A 23,112-nucleotide genomic window follows, 5' to 3' on the forward strand; every position below is an offset into this window, starting at 1 on the left:
AGTCTACTTCCCAGCCTCCGGCTGGGAAGTAGTAAATAAAGCTGTGTGACAACTAATAAAAATCTTGACTCTCACAAAAAAATCCAGGTTCAGTGGCAAAGTGAATATATTTGTGTTACCCTAGTACAGTTGTCAAAAATTCCGCACATCCAGGAATTCGGGTGTTTCTTAATTTGAGAAATGCACCTGGGTGGAGGTTTAACCCGAATAGGAGTAACAAAATATGCCAGTAGTTTCCTTGGCTCAATTGATGGAGTCTGGTGTTCACTTCGGTCATCAAACCCGACGTTGGAACCCGAAAATGGCTCCTTATATCTACACCTCACGCAATGGTGTACATATCATAGACTTGGTGCAAACAGCCCAGTTGATGGATAACGCGTATAATTATATGCGAACCCAATCAGAGCAAGGTAAAAAATTCCTGTTTGTGGGAACTAAGCGCCAAGCAGCGGGAATTATTGCTCAAGAGGCTCTGCGTTGTGGTTCTCACTATATTAACCAACGTTGGTTGGGGGGAATGCTGACGAATTGGGCAACAATTAAAACCAGAGCAGAACGTCTCAAAGATTTAGAACGGAGAGAAGAAACCGGCGCACTGGATTTATTACCCAAGAAAGAAGCTTCCATGCTACGTCGGGAAATGACGAAGCTACAAAAATACCTAGGCGGTATTAAGAATATGCGGAAAGTCCCGGATATTGTGATTATTGTTGACCAGAAACGGGAATATAACGCAGTTCAAGAATGCGAAAAATTGGGTATTCCCATTGTGTCTATGTTGGATACAAACTGTGACCCAGACGTAGTTGATATTCCTATCCCAGCCAATGATGACGCAATTAGATCCATTAAGCTAATTGTTGGTAAATTAGCAGATGCTATTTATGAAGGTCGTCACGGTCAGCTAGAAGTGGAAGAAGATTACGACGATTACGAAGATTACACTGACGAATACGACGAAAGTGATGTCACTGAGTCATCAGACGAAGAATAAACATCTGTAATCAGGATTTAAAGATTCTAAGATGAGTCCTGATCATCTTAGAATCTTAATTAATATTTGTATCTGTCAAGTTAGGAATTGAGGCAACATGGCGGAAATATCTGCAAAACTCGTCCAAGAGCTACGCCAAAAAACCGGTGCTGGCATGATGGACTGCAAAAAGGCGCTGAAGGAAAATGATGGTAATATCGAGGCGGCCACAACCTGGCTACGGCAAAAAGGTATTGCTAAAGCCGACAAAGGTAGTGATCGTATTGCCGCAGAAGGTCTGGTAGACACCTATATTCAGCCCGGTGGTCAGGTAGGTGTACTCATAGAGGTAAACTGTCAAACGGACTTTGTTGCCCGAAATGAGGCTTTTAAAGCCCTAGTGAAGAACTTGGCTCAACAAGCTGCAACTGCTGATAGTATTGAGTCTTTATTGGCTCAACCCTATACTGAGAAGCCCAGCGCCACTGTTGAGGAATTCATCAAAGAAACCATTGCTACTCTTGGTGAAAATATCCAGGTACGCCGCTTTGTCTCTTTTGCCCCAGCACAAGTCACACCCGGAATAGCAGACAGCTATATTCATACTGGTGGTCGTGTTGGTGTATTAGTGGAATTAACCGCTGAAACTGCTTCAGCAGTTGCTAATGAAGAATTCCAAGGCTTGGCCAAAAATGCTGCCATGCAAGTTGCCGCTTGTCCCAATGTGGAATATGTTAGCGTGGACAAAATTCCTGCCGAACTTGTCCAAAAGGAAAAAGACATTGAAATGGGTAAGGACGACTTGGCTAACAAACCAGAGAACATTAGGGAAAAGATTGTTCAAGGCAGAATTGAAAAGCGCTTGAAAGAAATGACTTTACTAGATCAACCTTATATTCGTGATCAGAGTATTTTGGTAGAAGATTTGGTGAAGCAAGTACAATCTCAAGTTGGTGGAGAAGTTCAAGTAAATCGCTTTGTCCGCTATGTCCTGGGTGAAGGCATTGAAAAGAAAGAAATTAGCTTTGCTGAGGAAGTTGCCGCCCAAATGGGTGCTAAGTAATTTAATCAGTATTCAGTAGTCATTAGTGAGTTGCTAAGAATATATACTTAATGGGTTGCTGTTGATGATAGACTTTTAGTTCTGATTCATGACTATTTGTATTTACAGGTCAGGGAGAATGCGCTGGCCTGTATTTTATTAAGTAATGATTATTTTCTCAGAAATACCTATATTTGTAGTAGGGGGCAATTAATTGATCGTTGACAACGGACAAAAGACAAAGGACTATTACCAGTCTAAAATTATGACGAGAGCAATTGAACGGATAGAAAAAGACATTATTGCATTAAAAGAGGCGACCAGAGCGATCGCTCAACAACTCAATTTAGCTTATGCTAGATATATAAATACCTTGGGACTGGCTTTACAAAAACAATTGATTTTAGCCAGTTATTACCTGTGTACCCAAGGATATCCTGATGAATTTCTTAACTTATCACTAAATCAGCGGCAAAAATTACAACAAGGTATTCGTAAATTAAGTCAACAAGCCGCTCAGGAATTAATTAGTTATATTCAGCCCCCAGAAGTTACCCAAACAGAAGTAGTTTTAGAAACTGAGGAAGAAGAAGAAAAGGACGAACAAGAAGAAAAGGAACAACAGCCTCAAGCTTTAGATCCTTCTAATCCTATAGAACTGGTAGAATGGCAACAAGAGGTAGAAGAAGGAATTGAAGAAACTTTAAAAAAAGTCTCCCAAGGGGCTAATATTCTCATCCAAAAAACAGGGGTTTTACCCAAAAAACTACCAGAACCGATTTTAACCGCTGCAACTGCTGCCTCAGAATCTTCTAGTGATATGATGCCCAGTCTTCCCAATATATTAAACTTAGTTATAGAAATTAGTGATCAGGAAGATTCGGAAGATTCTATCACTCAGATTATGGCTATTCACTTGCGACTGGGAGAAATAGAATTTGCTGATGTGACACTATTGACAGAGCGCAAGAGAATTCGTAATATCTTAATGCAACTGAGTAAAGTAGGAAAAGAGTATCAAAAAAGACAAAAAGAACTGAAAATTGCTGAAGCTGAAGCTGCTTGGCGTGCTAGTTGGTTCGAGGATTAGTCAGCCTTTAGGGGAATTAAAAATGTAAACTTAAAAGTTAAAAAATATATGAGAATATCTATGAAGAAAGTCTATTTTTCAAGCCTCGATAATCTCTTAACTAATAACTAATAACCAACAAGTAATAACTAATAACCAATGACCAACAACTAATGACCAATGACTAATAAAACACCTGATTGGATAAGATTGCATAAAGCCTTAGCATTTGAAGCGGAAAATGGCTTTATAGATTTACTAGGTAAGCAACACCGCTTTAGTGAATTTTTGAGTTTGACCTTTGGTAAATTTCCTCCAGGTTTACCCCAAAAAGAACGTTCTCGTTGGCAAGAAATAGCAATACAATTTGCCAATTATCCAAATTTGGCATTAGCAGAAAAAAAGGATTTAGTAGCAGAAGTTAGAAAATATCTGAATCAACTAGAAGAAGAATTAGAAACAAAAACTCCCCCCAAAATTTACGAACTTAAAAATCAAAATCCCACCACTCCAATTGTTGCCGAAGTCAGTAAAAAACTAGTTCCCAAAATTGATCAAAAACTCAGCATTTTACCAGAAATCGGTATTAAAAAAGCTGAAAGTTTAGCCCGATTAGATTTACATACCGTCCGTGATTTATTATTTTATTATCCTCGTGATCATATTGATTATGGCCGTCAGGTAAATATTAGTGAATTAACGGGAGGGGAAACAGTAACTATCATAGCGACGGTAAAACGGTTTAATTTCTTTACCAGTCCTAAAAATAAAAAATTATCAATTTTAGAATTAATTCTCAAAGATAATACAGGACAAATTAAAGTTAGCAGATTTTTTGCAGGTGCGCGTTTTACTAGTCGTGGTTGGCAGGAAACCTTAAAACGCAACTATCCCGTAGGTAGTATGTTGGCAGCTTGTGGATTAGTCAAAGGCAGTAAATATGGATTAACTTTGGATAACCCAGAATTGGAAGTTTTAGCAAATCCTGGAGATCCTATTGATTCTTTAACTATTGGGCGAGTTGTGCCTATTTATAGCTTAACTGAAGGGGTAGTAGCTAATACTGTCAGACAGGCTGTAATGGCGGCTTTAACAGCAGTAGTTAATTTAAAAGATCCTTTGCCTAAAGGTTTACGAGAAAAATATGATTTAATGGAATTAAAAGAAGCTATTCCTAATATTCATTTTCCTAAAGATAGTGACTCTTTAAAAACTGCTCGTCGTCGCTTAGTATTTGATGAATTTTTCTATTTACAAGTTGGTTTGTTACAACGTCAAAAACAAGCTAAAGCAATTCAAACTGGTGCTGTTCTTACACCCAAGGGAAAATTATTAGAAAAATTTCAGAAAATTCTCCCCTTTAAATTTACCGGCGCACAGCAACGAGTTATTAATGAAATTCTCACCGATTTACAAAAACCTACACCCATGAATCGTTTAGTTCAAGGTGATGTTGGTTCAGGTAAAACTGTTGTTGCTGTTATGGCTATTTTAGCTGCAATTCAATCAGGTTATCAAGCGGCGTTAATGGCTCCCACGGAAGTATTAGCAGAACAGCATTATCGTAAGTTAGTTAGTTGGTTTAACCTGCTACATTTGCCTGTTGAATTATTAACAGGTTCGACAAAAATAGCTAAAAGACGAGAAATTCATTCTCAATTAGAAACCGGTGAATTACCTTTATTAGTTGGGACTCATGCCTTAATTCAAGATAAAGTTAATTTTCAAAGATTGGGTTTAGTGGTAATAGATGAACAGCATCGTTTTGGGGTACAACAAAGGGCAAAATTACAACAAAAAGGCGAACAACCTCATGTTTTAACAATGACTGCTACTCCTATTCCTCGCACTTTGGCATTAACAGTACATGGAGATTTAGATGTTAGTCAAATTGATGAATTACCACCAGGAAGACAACAAATTAAAACCACTTTATTGACTGGTCATCAAAGAACCCAAGCTTATGATTTAATCCGTCGAGAAGTTGCCCAAGGTAGACAGGTTTATGTAGTTTTGCCTTTGGTAGAAGAGTCGGAAAAATTAGATTTGCGTTCCGCTGTAGAGGAACATCAAAAATTACAAGAAAGCGTTTTTCCTGATTTTCAAGTTGGGTTATTACATGGACGCATGACTTCAGCGGAAAAAGAGGAAGCTATTCACAAATTCCGCGATAATGAAACTCAAATTATCGTTTCTACCACTGTAATTGAGGTGGGGGTAGATGTGCCTAATGCTACGGTAATGTTGATTGAACACGCGGAAAGATTCGGTTTATCACAATTACACCAATTACGGGGGCGTGTAGGAAGGGGTGCAGCGCAATCTTACTGCTTATTAATGAGTAGTTCCAGAAGTGCAGATGCCCAACAACGTTTAAAAGTATTGGAACAGTCTCAAGATGGGTTTTTTATCTCTGAAATGGATATGCGGTTTCGCGGTCCGGGGGAAGTGATGGGAACTCGCCAATCAGGTGTAGCAGATTTTACCTTAGCTAGTTTGGTGGAAGATGAGGATGTTTTGCTGTTAGCACGACAAGCAGCGGAAAAAGTGATTGATATTGATGCAAGTTTAGCCCGTTGGCCATTAATGCAGGATGAGTTAAAGTATAGGTATGGGCGGTTAATGGGTGGCGCGATTTTGACTTGATTTAGTAAGTTCAAATCATTATTTTAATTTGTGTATTGACATACTCACCGACCTAAAGGCACGATGATTTTTGACACTTCACAGAAAAAAGTAAAGTTCTCTGGTGTCGTTTCTTGTTGTTTTTCTTTTCTATACATTTTAATTGACTTTGGTGCAGGGATTTTTACTTATTTTATCCTTTTTTCTCCCACTTTATTCACTTTTTATCCTCCTGTATCTCTTCCTTTGTCTAGCTTTTCAGCTTATTCAGCAAGCCCTATTTAGCATAATTTAAAAATTGAAAAAATTAAAAAAAAATTGAAAAATTAGTGATCTTTTCTTGATCTGATCAAGAAAAGATCACTTTTCTTTTCTTCTTTACCGCCGACTTTGAAAACCCGCTGCCAAGGAGGGGGTGAGGGAGGGGTTAACCACGGCTAATTTTAGAAAGTGAAAGTGGTCCGTAAAGTACCAACGTATTCGGCGCTGTTCTTGTCGTTATGCTCAGGATTCAAGATGACTATTACACCTGGAGTAACAAGGATATTATCAGAAAGCTTCACTTTGTAAAGACCTTCTATATGATAAGAAGTGTTAGCATCTCTGGTAACACCTTTACCACCGGTCAATTTAGGTGATTGACCGACGATTAAACCCAAAGTATTACCTTCTCTAATGAAGTCTTTGATACCCAAAGTACCAGCCCAGTACCAGATTTCTCCACTCTTGGTAGTACCGGATAAAGTGCTGGCGGCGGTATAACCACCCCAACCACCTAGGGTGATATTCTTTGTGGGTTGGAGCGTAGCTTGTATACCGTAGTTACTTGCCTCTGCCGTCGAACCTGCTCCAAAGGGATTATTTGCCCTACGGCTGCCAGTAGAACCCAAGAAATTATTATTTTGACCAGTAATTCCGCGCTGATAAGTGTGAGCGTAGGTCAAACCAATGTTGATAGCTGGGTTAGGCTTCAAAGCTAACTGACCGAAAATAGTATTATCACCGTTGAATAGTCCATTACCAGGAGCAGGATTATTAGCAGCAGTTCTATCTGATAGCCCTTGAGCCATATAAGCTGCACTCAAGCCCAATTTACCATTAGGATTGATGTTAACAGTGATACCTGCACCGTCACCTGCTTGACGATAAATGGGGCTGAAACGTCCGTAGCGAGATAAAGCGCCCGAACCACTGCTTCTAAAGTCAGGGTTGAAAACATTGACGTTCTCGTTTAACTCAGCACCAGTAGCATCAATTTTGACACGAATGTTGTCTTTTAAATTGAAAGCGTAGTTGAGTTTGTCAATAGTTACGGCGTTCTTGTCCTCTGCACTACCATCATAACCCAAACGAGTCATGTTAGTACCAGTGATATCTCTATTACTGACAATATTCCGACCTTGCAAACGAGTTTGTAATTGGTCTGTACCAGTGAAACTGCTGTTCAAACTCAACCGCACCCGGTCAGATAAGGTTGAGCTGTTGCCTAACTTTTGATTCGGTGTGTTACCAGATTGAACCGCTACCTTATCCCCAAAGGCTTGGGAGACGCTGAAAATAGCTTCCCCAGATAGTTTGGTGGTGGTAGAAAATTGATTAGCTTCTAGTTCGCCGGTACGAGCTTCTAAAGCATCTACTTGACCGCGCAGAGTTGCCAATTCAGTAGAAAATTCTTCTTGTAACCGCTGTAAAGTGGCTAAATCCTGCTTACTTACCATTTCAGCAGTAGCAGTAGCAATAAGTTCATTAACGCGGTCTAAGCAGGAATTTAAACCAGCGGCAAATTCATAACGAGTTAAAGAGCGATTACCACGGAAAGTACCGTTGGGATAACCAGCCGCACAACCATAACGTTCAACTAAGGATTGTAAAGCTTGAAACGCCCAATCTGTAGGCTGTACGTCGGAAAATTTAGAAACAGATGTTACTTGACTCAGGTTGTTGGACTCTTGGGACAACTCAGCAACACTTGTCACTTTACCATTAACTTCACCAGCAAAGGCGCTGTTACCGGCCAGTAAGGTTAAGGCCACAGCAGGGCTAACTTTGAGGATATTCCAGAAAGCTTTTTTCATAAATTTTAATTTCTCTCACACCTGAACGAACTAAGTTTATGGTAAAGTCCCTCTTCAGGAACTTACACATAAGTTTTCTGATTTGATTCTACATCATAAATAACACTTAACACAACTGAACATCAAAATTTTTATACGAAGTTATAATTTTTGTATTTTTTCATCTTATGATTATGATTGGGTAAACACAGGGTTATGAACCAGACTTTATTGTCAAAAATAGTCTATAACATGGGGGGGGTGAAAATCAAATCCGTAACCGATAATTATCAAGCGTTGGGTGCGTCAAGCGTTGGGTACGTTACTAATCGCTAACACACCGGACGTGATGTATAAGATTTTGGTGCGTTACTAATCGCTAACACACCCTACGTAAATTAATTTCTGCCCGAAATCCAATTTAACAACGTTGACCAGTTACAATATATGTAACTCGTTGGGCAATGTTGGTAGCGTGATCTGCCATGCGTTCTAAACACCGAATTGCTAAGGTTAAGAGTAAAATTGGTTCAATTACTCCCGGAAAATCCTGAATGTGGGCAAAAGTTTGATAAAGATGCTCATAAGCATTGTCTACAGCATCATCTAACTGATTCATCCGTTGTCCACCAGTTTCGTCCAAATCGGCTAAAGCGACTAAGCACGTTGCTAACATTGCTTGGGCGTGTTGAGACATAATAGCAATCTTTGGTAAAGAACTATGGGGGGGATAGGGAAAGATTTTAATGGCAATATCTGCTAGATCTTTGGCATAATCCCCAATGCGTTCTAAATCACGGACTAATTGCATAAAAGCACTTAAACACCGTAAATCCTGTTCCGTGGGTGATTGATGGGTGATAATGGTGGTGCAGTCTGATTCTATTTGCCGATAAAAGCGGTCAATTTTTTTATCTAGTCGGGGTATTTGTTCCGCTGCCATTAAGTCGCGGTTAAATAGGGCTTGGTGACAGAGCCGAAATGATTGTTCTACTAAAGCACCCATACGTAATAAATCCCGCTCTAAACGCCTAATGGAACGTTTTATTTGGGGTGTTTCATGATTTGCTGTATAAAGTACAGTTTCCACGCTGATCATATTAAAAAAAGTATATATTGTCTTAACTATAGTCAAGACTGAGGTGAATTTGTGATCATTTGCGGAAATTGAACTTGTATCCAAGCACCACCAGTGTCTGGATGGTTCATGGCCTGAATTGAACCACCATGGGCAATAACTATTTGCTGGACAATGGCCAAACCTAAACCACTACCAGCAATTCCCGTGGGAGAATTTACTTTATTGACTGGTGAACGATAACGAGCTTTATCCCCTCGATAAAACCGTTCAAATACATGAGGTAAGTCACTAATAGCAAAACCAATACCGGAATCAATAATATTGATTTCCATTATATCACCATTATCAGTAGAAATTATTTTAGTCTCAATGCGAATAGTTGTCGCAGGGGGACTATATTTAATGCTATTATCTAGTAAGTTGACAAATACTTGATAAAGTCGGGATTTATCTCCTTGAATTTCAATACTTTCTAAACCAGAATAGGCTATACTTAGAGATTGAAGTTGGGCAATTGGTTCTAGGGTTTGCCATGCTGAGGCGATAAGCGATCGCATTTCCACCATTTCTAAATTTAACTGCATGGAGGGGTTATTTTCTATTTGTGTCAGTTCTAACCAACTTTGTACTAAATTAATTAGTCGGTCAACTTCTTGCATCAGCCTATTAACCCAACGATCTAAGGGTGGTTCTAACCGAGTTAAAAGGGTTTCCACTACTAGACGAATTGCAGTCAGGGGTGTTCTCAGTTCGTGAGCTAAATCGGAAAAAGAGCGATCGCGTTCTTGCTTGATATCTAACACCGGCTGGCAATTTTCCAAAAATACGCCTACTTGTCCGGTTGGTAAAGGTAAAGTAGAAGCCCGTAGGAACATAGACTTTAATTGTGTCATCACCTTAGCATCTTCACAAGGGGGATGAAAAACCCATTCTTGTACCTGCGGTTTTTGCCAATCACGAGTTTGTTCAATTAACTGATCTAATTCGTAGGATCTGACCAATTCTAATAATAACCGGACTTGTCCTGGTTGCCATCTTTGGAGATATAATATTTCCCGTGCTTGCTGGTTACACCACAGGAGTTGGTTCTCTTCGTCTACCTGTAAATATCCCAGGGGTGCAAAATCCAGCAATTCCTGATAGGTAGATAGGGACTGCTGTAGATATTGTCGCTGTCTATTGACTATGGCAATTTCCTGACGTAAGCGAGGTCTCAGCAGCAGTTTGATATTCGTCATTTTCTGGGAAGGAGAATTGAACGGTTGCAGTAATCGCTCTAGATACCAGTTCAGATGAACTAGTTGCCAAACCCAAAAACCAAGGCCGACAGCTAAACCCAGTAAAAATCCCAGTAAGAACATGGAAGTTGTTAGTTGGTGTATTATCACTCAAAGCTAACAACTATCTTGACCAATTACCCAAATCTGTAACCAAAACCTCTCACAGTAACAATACATTCTGGATGACTGGGATCTATTTCTAATTTTTCTCGTAACCAGCGGATATGAACATCAACAGTTTTGCTATCCCCAACAAAATCAGGTCCCCACACCTGATCTAGTAATTGCTCCCGTGACCATACCCGACGGGTATAATTCATAAAGAGTTCTAACAGCCGAAACTCTTTAGGAGACAAATTTACCTCCTCTCCACGCACCATAACCCGACACTCTCGAGCATTTAAAGTTATATCTTTGTGCTTGAGGATAGGGATTTGTGGTAGTATGCTTAAACGTTGGCGACGAAGTAACGCCCGACACCGCGCTACTAATTCCCGCATACTAAATGGTTTGGTGAGATAGTCGTCAGCACCGACTTCTAACCCTAGCACTCGGTCGGTTTCACTACCTTTAGCACTGAGCATTAAAATCGGCACTGAGTTACCTTGATGACGTAAAAAACGGCAAATATCGAGACCATTGATCTGGGGCAACATTAAATCTAATATCACTAAGTCTAAAGATAATTCCTCGGAATTATGTTCATAACTTTTGAGATATTCTACCGCTGCCCGGCCATCACTAGCTGTGATGATATCATATCCTTCCGCCTCTAAGGACACAACTATCATTTCTCGAATCAATTCTTCATCTTCGACTATGAAGATACGGCTGGTTTTTCCAATGTCCGCTTTCGCAGAATATTTAGCTAATTCGCTGGTATACATTAATTTTTTAAGTGTATAACAAAGCCTAGTATATGGGAAATCATGCCCAGAAGATATTGATTTTAATTTTTTCTATTTGGTTTATTTGTAAATTTTTGTAGCAGTAATTTTCCTTTGTCAGTCCAAATTATCATCCTTTTGTAGTCAGGGCTTTAGTTAATGTCCGGGATTGAAGTATCTGAATTAACTATGTATGCTACCATCAGGCATAATCGCACCTGTTAAGAATGTTTCGCTCATATCTGTAGCATTTAAATTTGCACCTGTTAAATTAACTTCGCACAAATTAGCCTCGCTTAAATCAGCACCACTCAGGTCTGCTCCTTGTAAGTCTGCTTTCCACATTCTCACACCCCCCATTTTCGCACCACTCAGGTTTGCTCCCCGGAGATTTGCAGCAGAAATTGAGGCCATGTGTAAATTAGCATCACACAAGTTAGCACCACTTAACAATGCCCCGCTGAGGTCGGATTCGTTTAAATGTGCCATTTCCAATGTAGCTTGAGTTAAATCAGAACCACAGAGAATAATTTCAGATAAGTGCGCTCTTTTTAACTTTGCTCCTTGTAAATTGGCTTTACTCAAATTAGCTCCACTTAAAAAAGCATCTGTCAGATTTGCTCCTCTTAAATCTGCTCTACCAAAGTCCACACCACCCAAGTTGACTCCTTCTAGGTTTGCTCCTTTTAAGACAATGCCATTAAAACTTCTTTCTCCTGTCGCGTATCTAGCTAAAAGTTCTTGAACATTCATATATAGACCTTGATAAAGGGAACAGGGAAATTAGTATACATCTTTGATTATCAATTAAATGATACAATATAACAGCTAACCTTAATGCTTCTGTATTCATGAATAATAGCAGTTTAAAACTAGGCAAATATCTAACTTTAGAAGAATTTTGTACCTGCACTCAAACTTATCATAAATACGCCCAAAATATCAACCCCTATCCTCAAAATCTACCGGAAGTAATTCCGGCTTTACAGGATTTAAACAAATTTATCATTGACCCAATTATAGATTATTTTGGTAGAGATAAATTTGATCTTACCTACGGTTTTTGTTCTTCAGACTTAAAAAAGTATCTTGAGAAAAAAGACCCAGTTACAGGTCAAAAAAATGGGCGTGTAGCCCCAAATATTGACCAACATATTAGCCATGAAATTAACAAGAATGGTCAATATTACTGTCAAAGATTAGGTGCGGCTTGTGATTTTTTGATTAGAGACTTACCCAGCACAGAATTAGTACAATGGATATTACAAAGTAAACTACCTTTTGATTCCCTATATTTTTATAGTAACTATCAACCAATTCACATTAGTTATGGACAACAACATAAACGGGATATTTGGACATTTAATAACTTAGGAACACCGACAAAAAAAGGAATTGAAACCTGGATAAAACTAGCAAAACAAACAAAACAAACTTAAAGAAACCTCTATTCCTCCTCTGTGCGACTCTCGGAGCGTGCGTGAGTAACATTCTTCTTTTTTTGTCGAGTTTTCAAAGCTGCTTTAAGTGCTTTTAACTTATAAGCATCCGCATCCTTGCACCAACTTAACCTATAACCGTTAATAACAGTGCAATTTTCTTTTAAGCATTTTTTCCAACCAGAAAGATGACTAATACTGTGCCAATTATCCAAAAGTCCTCTGTTTTCTTCTTGACGAGTTAATTTAGCAAATTTCTCATATTGGGGATAATCGGGAGTGACTAAAGTATCTATTTGGTGTAGTATTGGTGGGTCATCTTCTAGATCATAATCTTGATAAGTAACTTGCAAGTCTCTTAAATCAATTGTCATCACTTTTGATAACACTGGGTGGGGGTTGGTATCAAAATCAGGGTAAAATAAATAGGATATTTTCGGTGTTTTTAGATGGAATTTAATCACATTTGCGGATTCTAATCTGCCAATGGTACGACTAGCGCAGCCTTCATAAAGCCGTAATAAGGGGTCTATTGCTTGTAATGCGGAAATATGTACCAAAAGGGAATTAGGAAGTTTTTTACCTACTTTGCTTTCTTGACAACGTTTAATGATTAGTTCTGTATTTCCTAAACTACGTAACATTTGATCAGCGTCTAAACAAGCTTGTTTATAACTACTATATAAACCAATTATGTCCTCCTTTACCGCTGGTGCTAATTGTCCTAATCTGGGACGACGGCTAAAATTACACAGTGCTAAATAAACCATTAGATCTTGACGGCGTTTGTCAGCGATCGCTTGCCATTCTTCTGAGTCAGTTGCCTGTATAATGACATTAAAAGCCCGGCGTAAACTCCCAAATTCCTGAGCAATTTCCGCCTCTTGGGGTAATTCACCTTTAATCGGAAGTCTTCCCCGTTCTGTGATAAAATTCATCAGGGGAGTCAATAATTCTTGGTATTCCTGAAACTGTTTCACACAATTACGTATTCTAGGGGTAGTAGCACGAGACCGGAAACGAGAAACCCGAAATAACTCCGCGTTAGCTTCATCTCGAAAGACAAAATAAATACCCAAGTCCACGGGAATAGCATCCACTCCTAACACTTGGTCAATGTAAATTTTTAATTCTTCTTGTTCATAATATTTCTGAAATGTGTTACGATTAGTGATCACTCCGTCGCCATAGGCAATGACACCGCGTTTAATGTCGGCTATCAACACCTGAGCGGCTACTAACAGTACCCTTTGAGTGAGTTCCCAGGCTTGAATTAGGGCTTCCCGGCGCTCGCTAGTATTTTCAATGACATTGATCACAAAACCAATATTAACAATATCCGCAGCCATGCGGGGTGTGTCTGGGGAATAGTACGGGTCCCAGCCAGAACTTATATAACCTTGTTCAGCCATACGAGTCACATCTCCACCATGTCCACAACCGTAGTCAAAAAAGGTGGTTTCTGGACTAAATAAGCCAGATTCCAGGGCTAAACGGACGGGACGGGATAAATCAGGACGGATAATTGCGGCTTTGTGACGCTCTATTTTTGGGACTATGGTTGTGGCTACAGAACGGCTTTCCCGTTGAATTAAGTGATGTCCCTGAATTTCCACTCCAAAAATTTGTAGCCTTTGTTCCCAACCTAACTTAGTACCAATGCCTTTAGTATGATTAAGTAGACCTAAAGCTACTTGAGTGCGAGTTAAGGCGGCGAACTCTGCATACAAAGGATATTCTGGGGTAACAAAAGTTTCTTTGCGGTGTAAAATGGGGGGATTTTCCGAATCGCTGTAATCCCGATAACCAACCTCTAGAGTTGCTAAATCCACCTGAATACTATAGTGTAAAGATGGATGAGGGTCTGTATCAAAATCAGGATAAAATAAATAGGAAATTTTCGGTTTATTGGTGCTAAATTTAACTATAGTTGCTGACTGAACTTGAGGTAAAGCCCTACGAACGCAACCTTCATATTCTTGCAGCCAAGGGTCAAGAGTATGTAATGCTAAAACATGAATGTAAAAAGCATCAGGTAAAATTTTGCCAAAGGGACTATTTTGGCAATATTGAATTATGTTACCGAGTTCAAGAGGATAAAACTTGGAGAGGTTTTCCTCAAGGGTATGGGTGATATTGTCAGGTTCAAACATGAATCTGTCATCTTGTAAAAATAGAGATAACCTGATTAAAATTACTTTAGTACAAAAAGCTGAAAATGGGAATAAAAAACGTAATAACTTAGACAAAAACCGATCAAAGCCTGATTTCTCTCCGTCCTCTGTGTCCTCTGTGTCCTAGTAGGTTCGTTCTTATATTCATCAAATATAGCAAAAAGAGCGAAAAGGCCAGAAACAAAAATTTGAGATGAGTAAAGTTTTGTTAATTCATATAAATTGACAATTCTTGATTAAAATTAAGATATTTGTCTAATTATTAAATTTTTAATAATACTTATATCTAGTTGTGGATTTATGCAGTCACTTAATATGAGAATTGTGTAATCTGAAAACAACTAACTAATGATTAAATAGAGGTCTAATGACTCCCACAATCATGCGTCAGCTTTGGTCTATAATTGAAGCTACCCACACAGTAACGCTTTTGCAGCTTGATGATGATAGTTTAGTGCAGTGGTTGGTAAAACAAATCACTAATCAAGCCTTCTTAGATGCCAGTGAGATTGATTTCCTCTGTGATTATATTCAATCTCGGCTGAGTCTGATTCGTGATTTAGCTTATGAACGTCAACAAACATGATTAAGTGTCTATGCTATTTATTTAATTACTGATGGTAAATAACCCTCTACTAAGCAGTCAGAACCAACAATTCGCCAACTTACCCGTTCCAGAGGTAAAGCTTGAGTCATACTGGTTAAACCTAAATCTCCTACAGGTGTGGGAGCATGATTTCCACCAATAATTTTGGGGGCGATAAATGCCATAATTTTTTGGACTGCGCCTTGAGCGATCGCATTAGCTGCTAAAATACCACCACATTCCCATAGCACGCTACAAAAACCGCGCTCATATAAATGAGTCATAACTTGTTCTGGAGTCAGTGATCTAAATTCCAATACCTCCACCCCTTTTTCCCGCAGCATATTTTGAAAAGTCTGTGAGCTACCAACCTCCGTAAAAACTAAAGTTGGAGCTTCCCGAGTATCCCACAAGCGAGCTTGTTCTGGTAAATTCAGACTTCGACTCATCACTACTCGCAGGGGATTGTGAGCATTACTGTTATGACTAGTTAAATAAGGGTTATCTTGTATCACAGTGTTTCCACCGACAACAACAGCATCACAAGCGGCTCTGAGGCGATGAACCTCCGTGCGGGCATCTTGATTTGTTACCCAAGTACTATGACCGGAAGTAGTAGCAATTTTGCCATCTAAGGTCATAGCATATTTCAAAATCCCTAAAGGCCGCTGATAGAGAATACGATGAATAAACCCTTCATTTAATCGCCGACAAGCTGCTTCTTCCACGCCGACGACAACTTCTATACCAGCGGCACGTAATCGCGCCATACCGCCACCAGCGACTAGGGGATTAGGATCAACCATTCCCACCACCACCTTAGACACTCCAGCATTAATTAATGCTTCTGAACAGGGGGGAGTGCGTCCATAGTGGTTGCAGGGTTCAAGACTGACATAAATAGTGCTGCCTCGCGCTCGTTCTCCCGCTGCTCTGAGAGCAAAAACTTCTGCATGAGGTTCACCTGCACGGGGATGAAACCCTTCCCCCACAACCTCCCCATTTTGAACAACTACCGCCCCGACTAAGGGATTTGGTGAAGTCTGCCCCAAGGCCATAGCAGCTAGTTCCAGACAGCGTAGCATCATCGCAGAATCAAAGTCATTAGCGATTATTTCTGTGACTACAGGCTGTTCTACAAGAGGATCTTCAGGAAAAGATAGGGATGTTGGCGAGATTTCCGGGTGCTTATCCATTGGACTTATGAGTTACGAATTAATTTTATCTGCTGCCACCAGCGATTAAGAGGATAATAAACTACCGGTGCCCACAAACTGCTAAGAATTGCCGATGCTAGGGTAACACGCTGGTAATAGATCCAAATGCTGGCTACATGACGATTTCCTGCCAAAGACAACTGCACAGCAAAAATAGTATCTGCGACCACAGCCATCCCAAATACAATTAAAGCAATAGAAATAAAGTCTTCTTGAATAAACCGCTGCTTTTGGATTAGTGCCGTTAACATCCCTATTATTCCCAAACCCAAGGCATGAGTTGGATCTGGTGATGTCATTGCGTCTTGCAATAGCCCCAAAATAATACCTGATAGTATGCCAGATAATACTGAGCGATTTACACTCCAAGATACCACCCAAATTAGTAGCCAGTTAGGAGCTATGCCTAATAACTCCATACCGGGGAGGCGAGTTGGCAACATTAGTAAACATAACAGCACTGTCCCGAATGTGATCATCCAATCTATAAATTGACACCACCAAGGATGCCATTGGACTAATGGCGGAATCAAAAAACGGGATTTTCGGGCTGGTGTTGCTGCTTTTTTGTTCCTTTCTCCAGGAAATCCGGGTATTTTCATCGTTTCGGTGATTGGTGATTATCTTTTATCAGCAGATATTGAAGCATTCCCAAGATTTGAAAAAAGCTTAGAGCAGCAATTACAAGAAGCTGAAATACAAAAGTCAAACTCCATAACCTAACTTTAACCACAAAATGTTAAATCTAGTAACGTTGAATGATAAAAAAACAACGTGAAAGCACAAGTATTTAGAGGCGTAAATCAATTATCTTACGAAGAAGTCCCAGTTCCCACACTGGAAGCAGATGAAGTTTTGGTGCAGGTGCGGGTTGTCGGTTTGTGTCAGTCAGATATTAAAAAGATTCGCTATCCTTTGTATGAACCGCCACGCATATTTGGACATGAAACTGCTGGAACTATTGCGGCTGTTGGTTCTCAGGTGCAAGGGTGGCAAGTAGGACAACGGGTAGCGGTGATGCACCATATACCATGTATGCGTTGCGCCTATTGCTTAAATGATAATTTTTCCATGTGCGATGTTTATAAAAATATCTCCACTAGCGCGGGTTTTAACCCCAGTGGCGGCGGTTTTGCTGAGTATGTCAAAGTTCCAGCCCACATTGTGGAAAATGGTGGCTTAATTCCCATTCCTGATCATATCAGTTTTGAAGAAGCTAGTTTTGTTGAACCTACTAATTGCTGTTTAAAAGCTGTTAAAAAAGCTCAAATTGCACCAGGACAAACTGTTCTGGTCACTGGTGCAGGTCCCATTGGTTTAATGTTTATGATGTTGGTGAAGTTCTTTGGCGCTAAAGCGATCGCTACAGACCTCTTACCTTCTAGAATTGAAAAAGCCCTAGCAGTAGGCGCACAAGCAGCTTTTGATGCCCGTGATTCTAATTTAACTGCGAAAGTTCAAGCTTTGACTGGGGGTATGGGTGTCGATGTCACTTTATTAGCTGTTCCTAGCGATAAAGCGTTTTTTCAAGCTTTGGACTGTACTCGCAAAGGTGGAAAAATCCTATTTTTTGCGGAATTTCCTGATGAATTGACTATTCCCATTAATCCTAATATCCTCTATCGTCGAGAAATAGATTTAATGGGTAGTTATAGCTCATCCTACCGTTTACAAAGTCTAGCTGCGGATATTGTCTTTAATCGCCGCATTGATGTTAAAGCTTTAATTAGCGATCGCTATCCCCTACAAGATCTACCACAAGCCGTAGACCAAGCGATCGCCCCGACAGCAGAAACTTATAAAATCTTAATCTATCCCTAAGAAAACCAGGGGAGAGGGGGTTTGAAACTGAAAGCATTTATGAAGTTTTATATCATTTCTTAATTTTGTAGTTTACACTACATATTTTTATGTAATCATGTAGAGTACAAGCAGCATAGAAGAAATATAATCATATTTATTTAAGATTCTGTAGTTTACACTACAGATTTTTGTGTTATCATCAGATTGCAGGAAGTAGGAAATTATTTCTTAGTAAATAAATACAGGGAGGTAGTGTCATGTCTATTCAAGAAAAAGCTCGTCAATTGATGGTGCGTCAACATCAGCAAGCTAAAAACCGTCAACAATCCATGTTGATGCGTGCTGCACAAGAACTTGGTTTGCATGAAGGAATGTCTCACTATTGGAATCCCATTCAAGGTAAGATGGATGCAGCTACGCAGACGCTTTATGGACGTAGCCAAGCGACTATGAGTTAAGAGAAAAAGAAAGCCACCCCAGAGGGTGGCTAAAAAATTTACTACTTGTACGTTAGTAATTGTTGTAATTAGCAATCGTAATACAAGAAGAATTCATAGGGATGTGGACGCAATTGCATTTGCTTAACTTCGTTAGCGACCTTGTAATCAATCCAGTTCTGAATGAAATCTTCAGAGAAAACGCCAGTTTCAGTTAAGAAAGCGTGATCATTTTCCAAAGCTTCCAAAGCCAATTCTAAAGAACCGGGAGTAGAAGGAATCTTAGATAATTCTTCTGGGGAAAGTTCATAGATATTTTTATCTAAGGGTTCACCCGGATGAATTTTGTTTTTGATACCGTCAATACCAGCACAAAGCATAGCCGCAAAAGCCAAGTAAGGGTTAGAAGTAGCGTCTGGACAACGAAATTCTAAGCGCTTGGCTTTGGGGTTATTTCCAGAAAGAGGAATGCGGACGGAAGCCGAACGATTACCTTGGGAGTAAGCCAAGTTTACAGGTGCTTCATAACCAGGTACAAGACGCTTGTAAGAGTTTGTTGTGGGGTTAGTGATTGCCAATAATGCTGGAGCGTGTTTGAGAATACCACCAATGTAGTAAAGTCCCATTTCACTCATACCAGCGTACTTGTCACCGGCAAAGAGAGGTTGACCATTTTTCCAGATAGACTGGTGACAGTGCATACCAGAACCATTATCACCAAAAATGGGTTTAGGCATGAAGGTGACAGTTTTGCCATATTTTCTAGCAACGTTCTTAATGACATATTTGTAAGTCATTAACCAGTCAGCAGCTTCAATTAACTTACCAAAACGGAAACCAAGTTCGCACTGACCACCGGTAGCCACTTCATGGTGTTGTTTTTCAATAGGTACACCACAATCTTTCATGATCAACAGCATTTCTGTCCGCATATCTTGAAAGCTGTCTGTGGGTGGTACAGGGAAGTAACCTTCCTTAACGCGGGTTTTGTAACCCAGGTTAGGTTTTTCTTCTCTACCAGTATTCCAACGACCTTCTACAGAATCTACATAATAGTAACCTGAGTTGGTGGTTTGGTCGTAGCGGACATCGTCAAAAATGAAAAATTCAGCTTCAGGACCAAAGAAAGCTGTATCACCAAGTCCCGTAGAAGCTAAGTAGTCTATGGCTTTTTGAGCAATAACACGAGGACAACGGTTATACCACTGGCCTGTACGAGGTTCTTTAATACTACAAATGATACTTAGAGTTGGTTCTTTCATGAAGGGATCGATCCAAGCAGTGTTGGGATCGAGTACCATTGTCATGTCAGATTCTTCGATACCCTTCCAACCCCGAATACTAGAACCGTCGAAAGGAACACCGTCAGAGAATGAACTTTCATCAATTTGGTCTTGGTACATGGTCAAATGCTGCCAAGTTCCCAGTGTATCAATGAATTTCAGATCAATCATCTGAATTTTTTCGTCTTGAATCTGCTTCAAGATTTCTTTTGGGGTTGCCATTTTTACTTTACTCCTTCTGTAGCCAATTACCTAATATAAACCCAAACCATGATAAGACGTTCTCACCCTGTTACGCTAAACCAAGTTGTCACACACCACCTGAAATATCGTAAATAGTTAACTTGACATGATTTTGTCATGTTAGTTACAGATTGTCTGGATTACAGGTTATGTTAACCTTTCTTTCGTAATTTGTACAAAACTATAAACTTTATCATCAGGGGTCAACTTTGGCATAAAATCCTTAAGTAGCAGATGGATAGTTTTGTGCCAAAGTCTATTTTATGCGAATTGGCACTAAATTTTATTGGTGCGTAATTGCAGCCAATTTAATATCAAACCATAAATAGTTGACAATTGGGAGAAAAAAAATGCGCGATGCCGTTACAACTTTAATTAAGAATTATGACGTAACCGGTCGTTATTTTGACCGGAACGCCATTGATAGTCTCAAATCTTACTTTGAGAGTGGAACAGCCAGAATACAAGCCGCAGCCGCAATTAATGCTAATGCAGCCGCAATTGTTAAACAAGCTGGTGCAAAGTTATTTGCACAGTTACCAGAATTAATCCGTCCCGGTGGTAATGCTTATACAACTCGTCGTTTTGCGGCTTGTTTACGGGATATGGACTATTATCTGCGCTATGCTACCTATGCGTTAGTTGCAGGTAATATGAATGTACTTGACGAGCGTGTGTTACAAGGACTACGGGAAACTTACAATTCCTTGGGTGTACCCATTGGTTCAACAGTGCAAGGTATCCAAATTATGAAGGATCTTGTTAAGGAACAAGTAGCAGTTGCAGGTATTACCAATGCTGCTTTTGTGGATGAGCCTTTTGATTATATCACTCGTGAGTTGAGTGAGATTGATATTTAAGACTTAATTAATTGTTAGGGGTAATATGAATTACCCCTAGATTTTATTTCTCGCAAAGGTACAAAGTCGCAGAGTTAAAGATCTTCAATTTTTTAACAATTTTTTAATGTGATGATTTCATAATCAAACCTCCGTGTGATCTGCTTCTGGAGTGGTTCGTTCAATAAAATAATTTATTGGCAGTCCATTTTGATATAAAAATGATTTATAATATGAATGCTGTACAACTTGTATAACCAAAAACAGAAATTATTCTAGTTAATACTATTAAAATTGTATGAAACCAGAAATCATTGAATTAATGAAAACTGTTCTGCATATATTACAAGTAAATATGCGGTGGATGACATGGAATTTATTTTTAGCTTTTATTCCCTTAGCTTTAAGTGTTTGGTTATTTCGCAATAAACGTAGTCGTTCTTGGTTGCGTTGGCCAGTATCCCTGACTTTTTACGCTTTTTTACCAAACGCACCTTATTTATTAACTGATGTTATTCACTTAATACATGATATTCGCACAGTCCAGTCAATATGGATGATTACATTAGTCTTAATTCCTGTTTATTTTGTAGTAATTTTCTCCGGTTTTGCTGCCTATGTCATATCATTAATAAACCTGGGTTATTATTTACATCGCATTGATAAAAGTAAATGGATTTTTCCAGTTGAGTTAATTACTCACGCTCTTTGTGCTGTGGGTATTTATTGGGGAAGATTTTTGCGTTTTAATAGTTGGGATTTTGTCACTCAACCAGATGAAATAATTACAAAAGGTGTGGAGGAACTTCTTGGTAAACAACCATTAATTATCATTATACTCACTTTTATCATTCTTTGTGGTTTACATTGGTTGCTGAAAAAAATTATTTTGAATTTTGTTGATAAAGGTTTTGATCCACATGATAAAGTTCAGGTTCGTCATATTCACAGGTTTTAATTCAGATGATAAAATTCATCGTTTTAATTAGATAATATTTTAGATGAATAAAAGATGACTAAAATCTGCAATTTGGAGATTTTGTAAGCATTAAAGAAGGTAACATTGGTTAAACAAAGATTAGATACATTATTAGTTGATTTGGGATTGTCTTCTTCTCGTCAACAAGCACAAAGACTTATTCAAGCTGGAGAAGTAACTGTAAATCAACAAATAATTGATAAGGTGGGAACTGAGGTTGATATTACCGCAGAAATTCAAGTTAAAGAACGTCCTCTTTTTGTTTCCCGTGGTGGAGAAAAATTGGCTAAAGCTTTAGCACAATTTGCGATTTCTGTAAGGGGAAGAATTTGTTTAGATGGGGGAATTTCTACCGGAGGTTTTACAGATTGTTTGTTAAAATCTGGTGCGAAACAAGTTTATGGAATTGATGTCGGTTATGGACAAGTTGACTGGAAAATCAGAAATGATCAAAGGGTAATTTTAAGGGAACGCACGAATTTACGTCAATTACAACCACAGGAATTATATACTGAAAATGCTATATTTCCTGATTTGGTGGTTGTTGATGTTTCGTTTATTTCTCTCACTAAAATTTTACCTGCTGTTTGGGGATTAACACAACCTTCCAGAGAGGCTGTATTGCTGGTAAAACCTCAATTTGAAGTTGGGAGGTCTCGCATAGGGAAAAAAGGCGTTGTGCGTGATTCTGATGACCAAGCAGATGCAATTTTTCAGGTCATGCAAAAGGCTTTAGAATTAGGTTGGAAATATAAAGGTTTAACTTATTCTCCCATAACTGGACCTGCGGGAAATATTGAATATCTTTTGTGGTTAAAAATGGAAAGTGATATTATACCACCAACCTTAGCTACTATTCAAGACATTACTAAACAAGTAATTCAGGAGTTCATCAAAAAATAATCAGTAATTAAACTTTACAGTCTTTCTGTAAATATAATTATTAATTATGCAAGTTTATCCATTACTAATGTAACGCTATACATTCATAATGTAATGTCATCAAGTAAAAATAAATTTTAAAAAACTAATAATGCAATGTTTTTACCAACTAATGCAAGGTTAAACAATAGCATTGTTGTAAATTATATAAAAATC

The 23,112-nt window shown here is 38.9% G+C and carries 20 protein-coding genes; 11 read left to right on the plus strand and 9 right to left on the minus strand.

All coding sequences use genetic code 11. The annotated features are described in order from the left end of the window. Window positions 1-223: 223 nt before the first annotated feature. From rpsB to recG, 4 genes are all read left to right on the plus strand, one after another. The gene (gene rpsB, locus FFO06_RS05875) at window positions 224-997 is read left to right on the plus strand and encodes a 30S ribosomal protein S2 (RefSeq protein ID WP_137907193.1); all 774 of its coding nucleotides are present in this window, start codon (window positions 224-226) and stop codon (window positions 995-997) included. A gap of 97 nt (window positions 998-1,094) precedes the next feature. Then, entirely contained in the window at window positions 1,095-2,039 is a 945-nt protein-coding gene (tsf, locus tag FFO06_RS05880) for a translation elongation factor Ts (RefSeq protein ID WP_137907194.1), read from the plus strand. Window positions 2,040-2,283: 244 nt separating this feature from the next. Continuing rightward, on the plus strand, window positions 2,284-3,108 hold the full coding sequence (locus FFO06_RS05885) for a hypothetical protein (RefSeq protein ID WP_137907195.1): 825 nt from the start codon (window positions 2,284-2,286) through the stop codon (window positions 3,106-3,108). 159 nt (window positions 3,109-3,267) lie between these two features. Then, window positions 3,268-5,733: an ATP-dependent DNA helicase RecG gene (gene recG / locus FFO06_RS05890; protein ID WP_137907196.1), complete on the plus strand. Its 2,466-nt coding sequence runs from the start codon at window positions 3,268-3,270 to the stop codon at window positions 5,731-5,733. A gap of 422 nt (window positions 5,734-6,155) precedes the next feature. Here the strand turns inward: recG and FFO06_RS05895 are convergent, their stop codons facing one another. From FFO06_RS05895 to FFO06_RS05915, 5 genes are all read right to left on the minus strand, one after another. Further along, complete coding sequence (locus FFO06_RS05895) at window positions 6,156-7,787, minus strand: iron uptake porin (RefSeq protein WP_137907197.1); 1,632 nt, start codon at window positions 7,785-7,787, stop codon at window positions 6,156-6,158. A 400-nt stretch (window positions 7,788-8,187) separates the two neighbouring features. Further along, complete coding sequence (gene phoU / locus FFO06_RS05900; RefSeq protein WP_199290900.1) at window positions 8,188-8,865, minus strand: phosphate signaling complex protein PhoU; 678 nt, start codon at window positions 8,863-8,865, stop codon at window positions 8,188-8,190. 32 nt (window positions 8,866-8,897) lie between these two features. After that, window positions 8,898-10,208 carry a sensor histidine kinase gene (locus FFO06_RS05905; RefSeq protein ID WP_137907198.1) on the minus strand — a complete coding sequence of 437 codons (1,311 nt, stop codon included), beginning with the start codon at window positions 10,206-10,208 and terminating at the stop codon, window positions 8,898-8,900. Window positions 10,209-10,261: 53 nt separating this feature from the next. Beyond that, a complete protein-coding gene (locus FFO06_RS05910; RefSeq protein ID WP_137907199.1) occupies window positions 10,262-11,014 on the minus strand; it encodes a winged helix-turn-helix domain-containing protein in 753 nt (250 codons plus the stop codon). Between the two features lie 183 nt (window positions 11,015-11,197). After that, entirely contained in the window at window positions 11,198-11,767 is a 570-nt protein-coding gene (locus tag FFO06_RS05915; protein ID WP_137907200.1) for a pentapeptide repeat-containing protein, read from the minus strand. A gap of 98 nt (window positions 11,768-11,865) precedes the next feature. Between FFO06_RS05915 and FFO06_RS05920 the strand changes: the two genes are divergently transcribed. After that, window positions 11,866-12,453, plus strand: coding sequence for a hypothetical protein (locus FFO06_RS05920; RefSeq protein WP_137907201.1), 588 nt, complete (start codon window positions 11,866-11,868; stop codon window positions 12,451-12,453). Between the two features lie 8 nt (window positions 12,454-12,461). Here FFO06_RS05920 and FFO06_RS05925 read toward each other — a convergent pair whose 3' ends face one another. Continuing rightward, on the minus strand, window positions 12,462-14,606 hold the full coding sequence (locus tag FFO06_RS05925; protein WP_137907202.1) for a DNA phosphorothioation-associated putative methyltransferase: 2,145 nt from the start codon (window positions 14,604-14,606) through the stop codon (window positions 12,462-12,464). 388 nt (window positions 14,607-14,994) lie between these two features. On the opposite strand from FFO06_RS05925, the gene FFO06_RS05930 reads away from it, so the two are divergent. Beyond that, complete coding sequence (locus FFO06_RS05930) at window positions 14,995-15,213, plus strand: hypothetical protein (RefSeq protein WP_028085144.1); 219 nt, start codon at window positions 14,995-14,997, stop codon at window positions 15,211-15,213. Window positions 15,214-15,230: 17 nt separating this feature from the next. On the opposite strand, the gene ribD is transcribed toward FFO06_RS05930, so the two are convergent. Further along, a complete protein-coding gene (gene ribD / locus FFO06_RS05935) occupies window positions 15,231-16,409 on the minus strand; it encodes a bifunctional diaminohydroxyphosphoribosylaminopyrimidine deaminase/5-amino-6-(5-phosphoribosylamino)uracil reductase RibD (protein WP_137907203.1) in 1,179 nt (392 codons plus the stop codon). A 5-nt stretch (window positions 16,410-16,414) separates the two neighbouring features. Beyond that, on the minus strand, window positions 16,415-17,032 hold the full coding sequence (gene mreD, locus FFO06_RS05940) for a rod shape-determining protein MreD (RefSeq protein WP_137907204.1): 618 nt from the start codon (window positions 17,030-17,032) through the stop codon (window positions 16,415-16,417). 172 nt (window positions 17,033-17,204) lie between these two features. On the opposite strand from mreD, the gene FFO06_RS05945 reads away from it, so the two are divergent. Both FFO06_RS05945 and gifA read left to right on the plus strand, forming a co-directional pair. Beyond that, window positions 17,205-18,251 carry a zinc-dependent dehydrogenase gene (locus tag FFO06_RS05945; RefSeq protein WP_137907205.1) on the plus strand — a complete coding sequence of 349 codons (1,047 nt, stop codon included), beginning with the start codon at window positions 17,205-17,207 and terminating at the stop codon, window positions 18,249-18,251. A 239-nt stretch (window positions 18,252-18,490) separates the two neighbouring features. Further along, entirely contained in the window at window positions 18,491-18,691 is a 201-nt protein-coding gene (gene gifA / locus FFO06_RS05950) for a glutamine synthetase inactivation factor IF7A (RefSeq protein WP_137907206.1), read from the plus strand. A gap of 68 nt (window positions 18,692-18,759) precedes the next feature. Here the strand turns inward: gifA and glnA are convergent, their stop codons facing one another. Beyond that, complete coding sequence (gene glnA, locus FFO06_RS05955; protein ID WP_137907207.1) at window positions 18,760-20,175, minus strand: type I glutamate--ammonia ligase; 1,416 nt, start codon at window positions 20,173-20,175, stop codon at window positions 18,760-18,762. A 371-nt stretch (window positions 20,176-20,546) separates the two neighbouring features. On the opposite strand from glnA, the gene apcB reads away from it, so the two are divergent. From apcB to FFO06_RS05970, 3 genes are all read left to right on the plus strand, one after another. Further along, window positions 20,547-21,056: an allophycocyanin subunit beta gene (gene apcB / locus FFO06_RS05960; RefSeq protein WP_137907208.1), complete on the plus strand. Its 510-nt coding sequence runs from the start codon at window positions 20,547-20,549 to the stop codon at window positions 21,054-21,056. Window positions 21,057-21,333: 277 nt separating this feature from the next. Continuing rightward, window positions 21,334-21,993 carry a DUF1361 domain-containing protein gene (locus tag FFO06_RS05965; RefSeq protein ID WP_137907209.1) on the plus strand — a complete coding sequence of 220 codons (660 nt, stop codon included), beginning with the start codon at window positions 21,334-21,336 and terminating at the stop codon, window positions 21,991-21,993. 105 nt (window positions 21,994-22,098) lie between these two features. Beyond that, complete coding sequence (locus tag FFO06_RS05970; protein WP_137907210.1) at window positions 22,099-22,917, plus strand: TlyA family RNA methyltransferase; 819 nt, start codon at window positions 22,099-22,101, stop codon at window positions 22,915-22,917. Window positions 22,918-23,112 lie beyond the last annotated feature (195 nt).

The sequence above is a fragment of the Dolichospermum planctonicum genome, assembly GCF_005402965.1.
Lineage (GTDB): Bacteria > Cyanobacteriota > Cyanobacteriia > Cyanobacteriales > Nostocaceae > Dolichospermum > Dolichospermum planctonicum.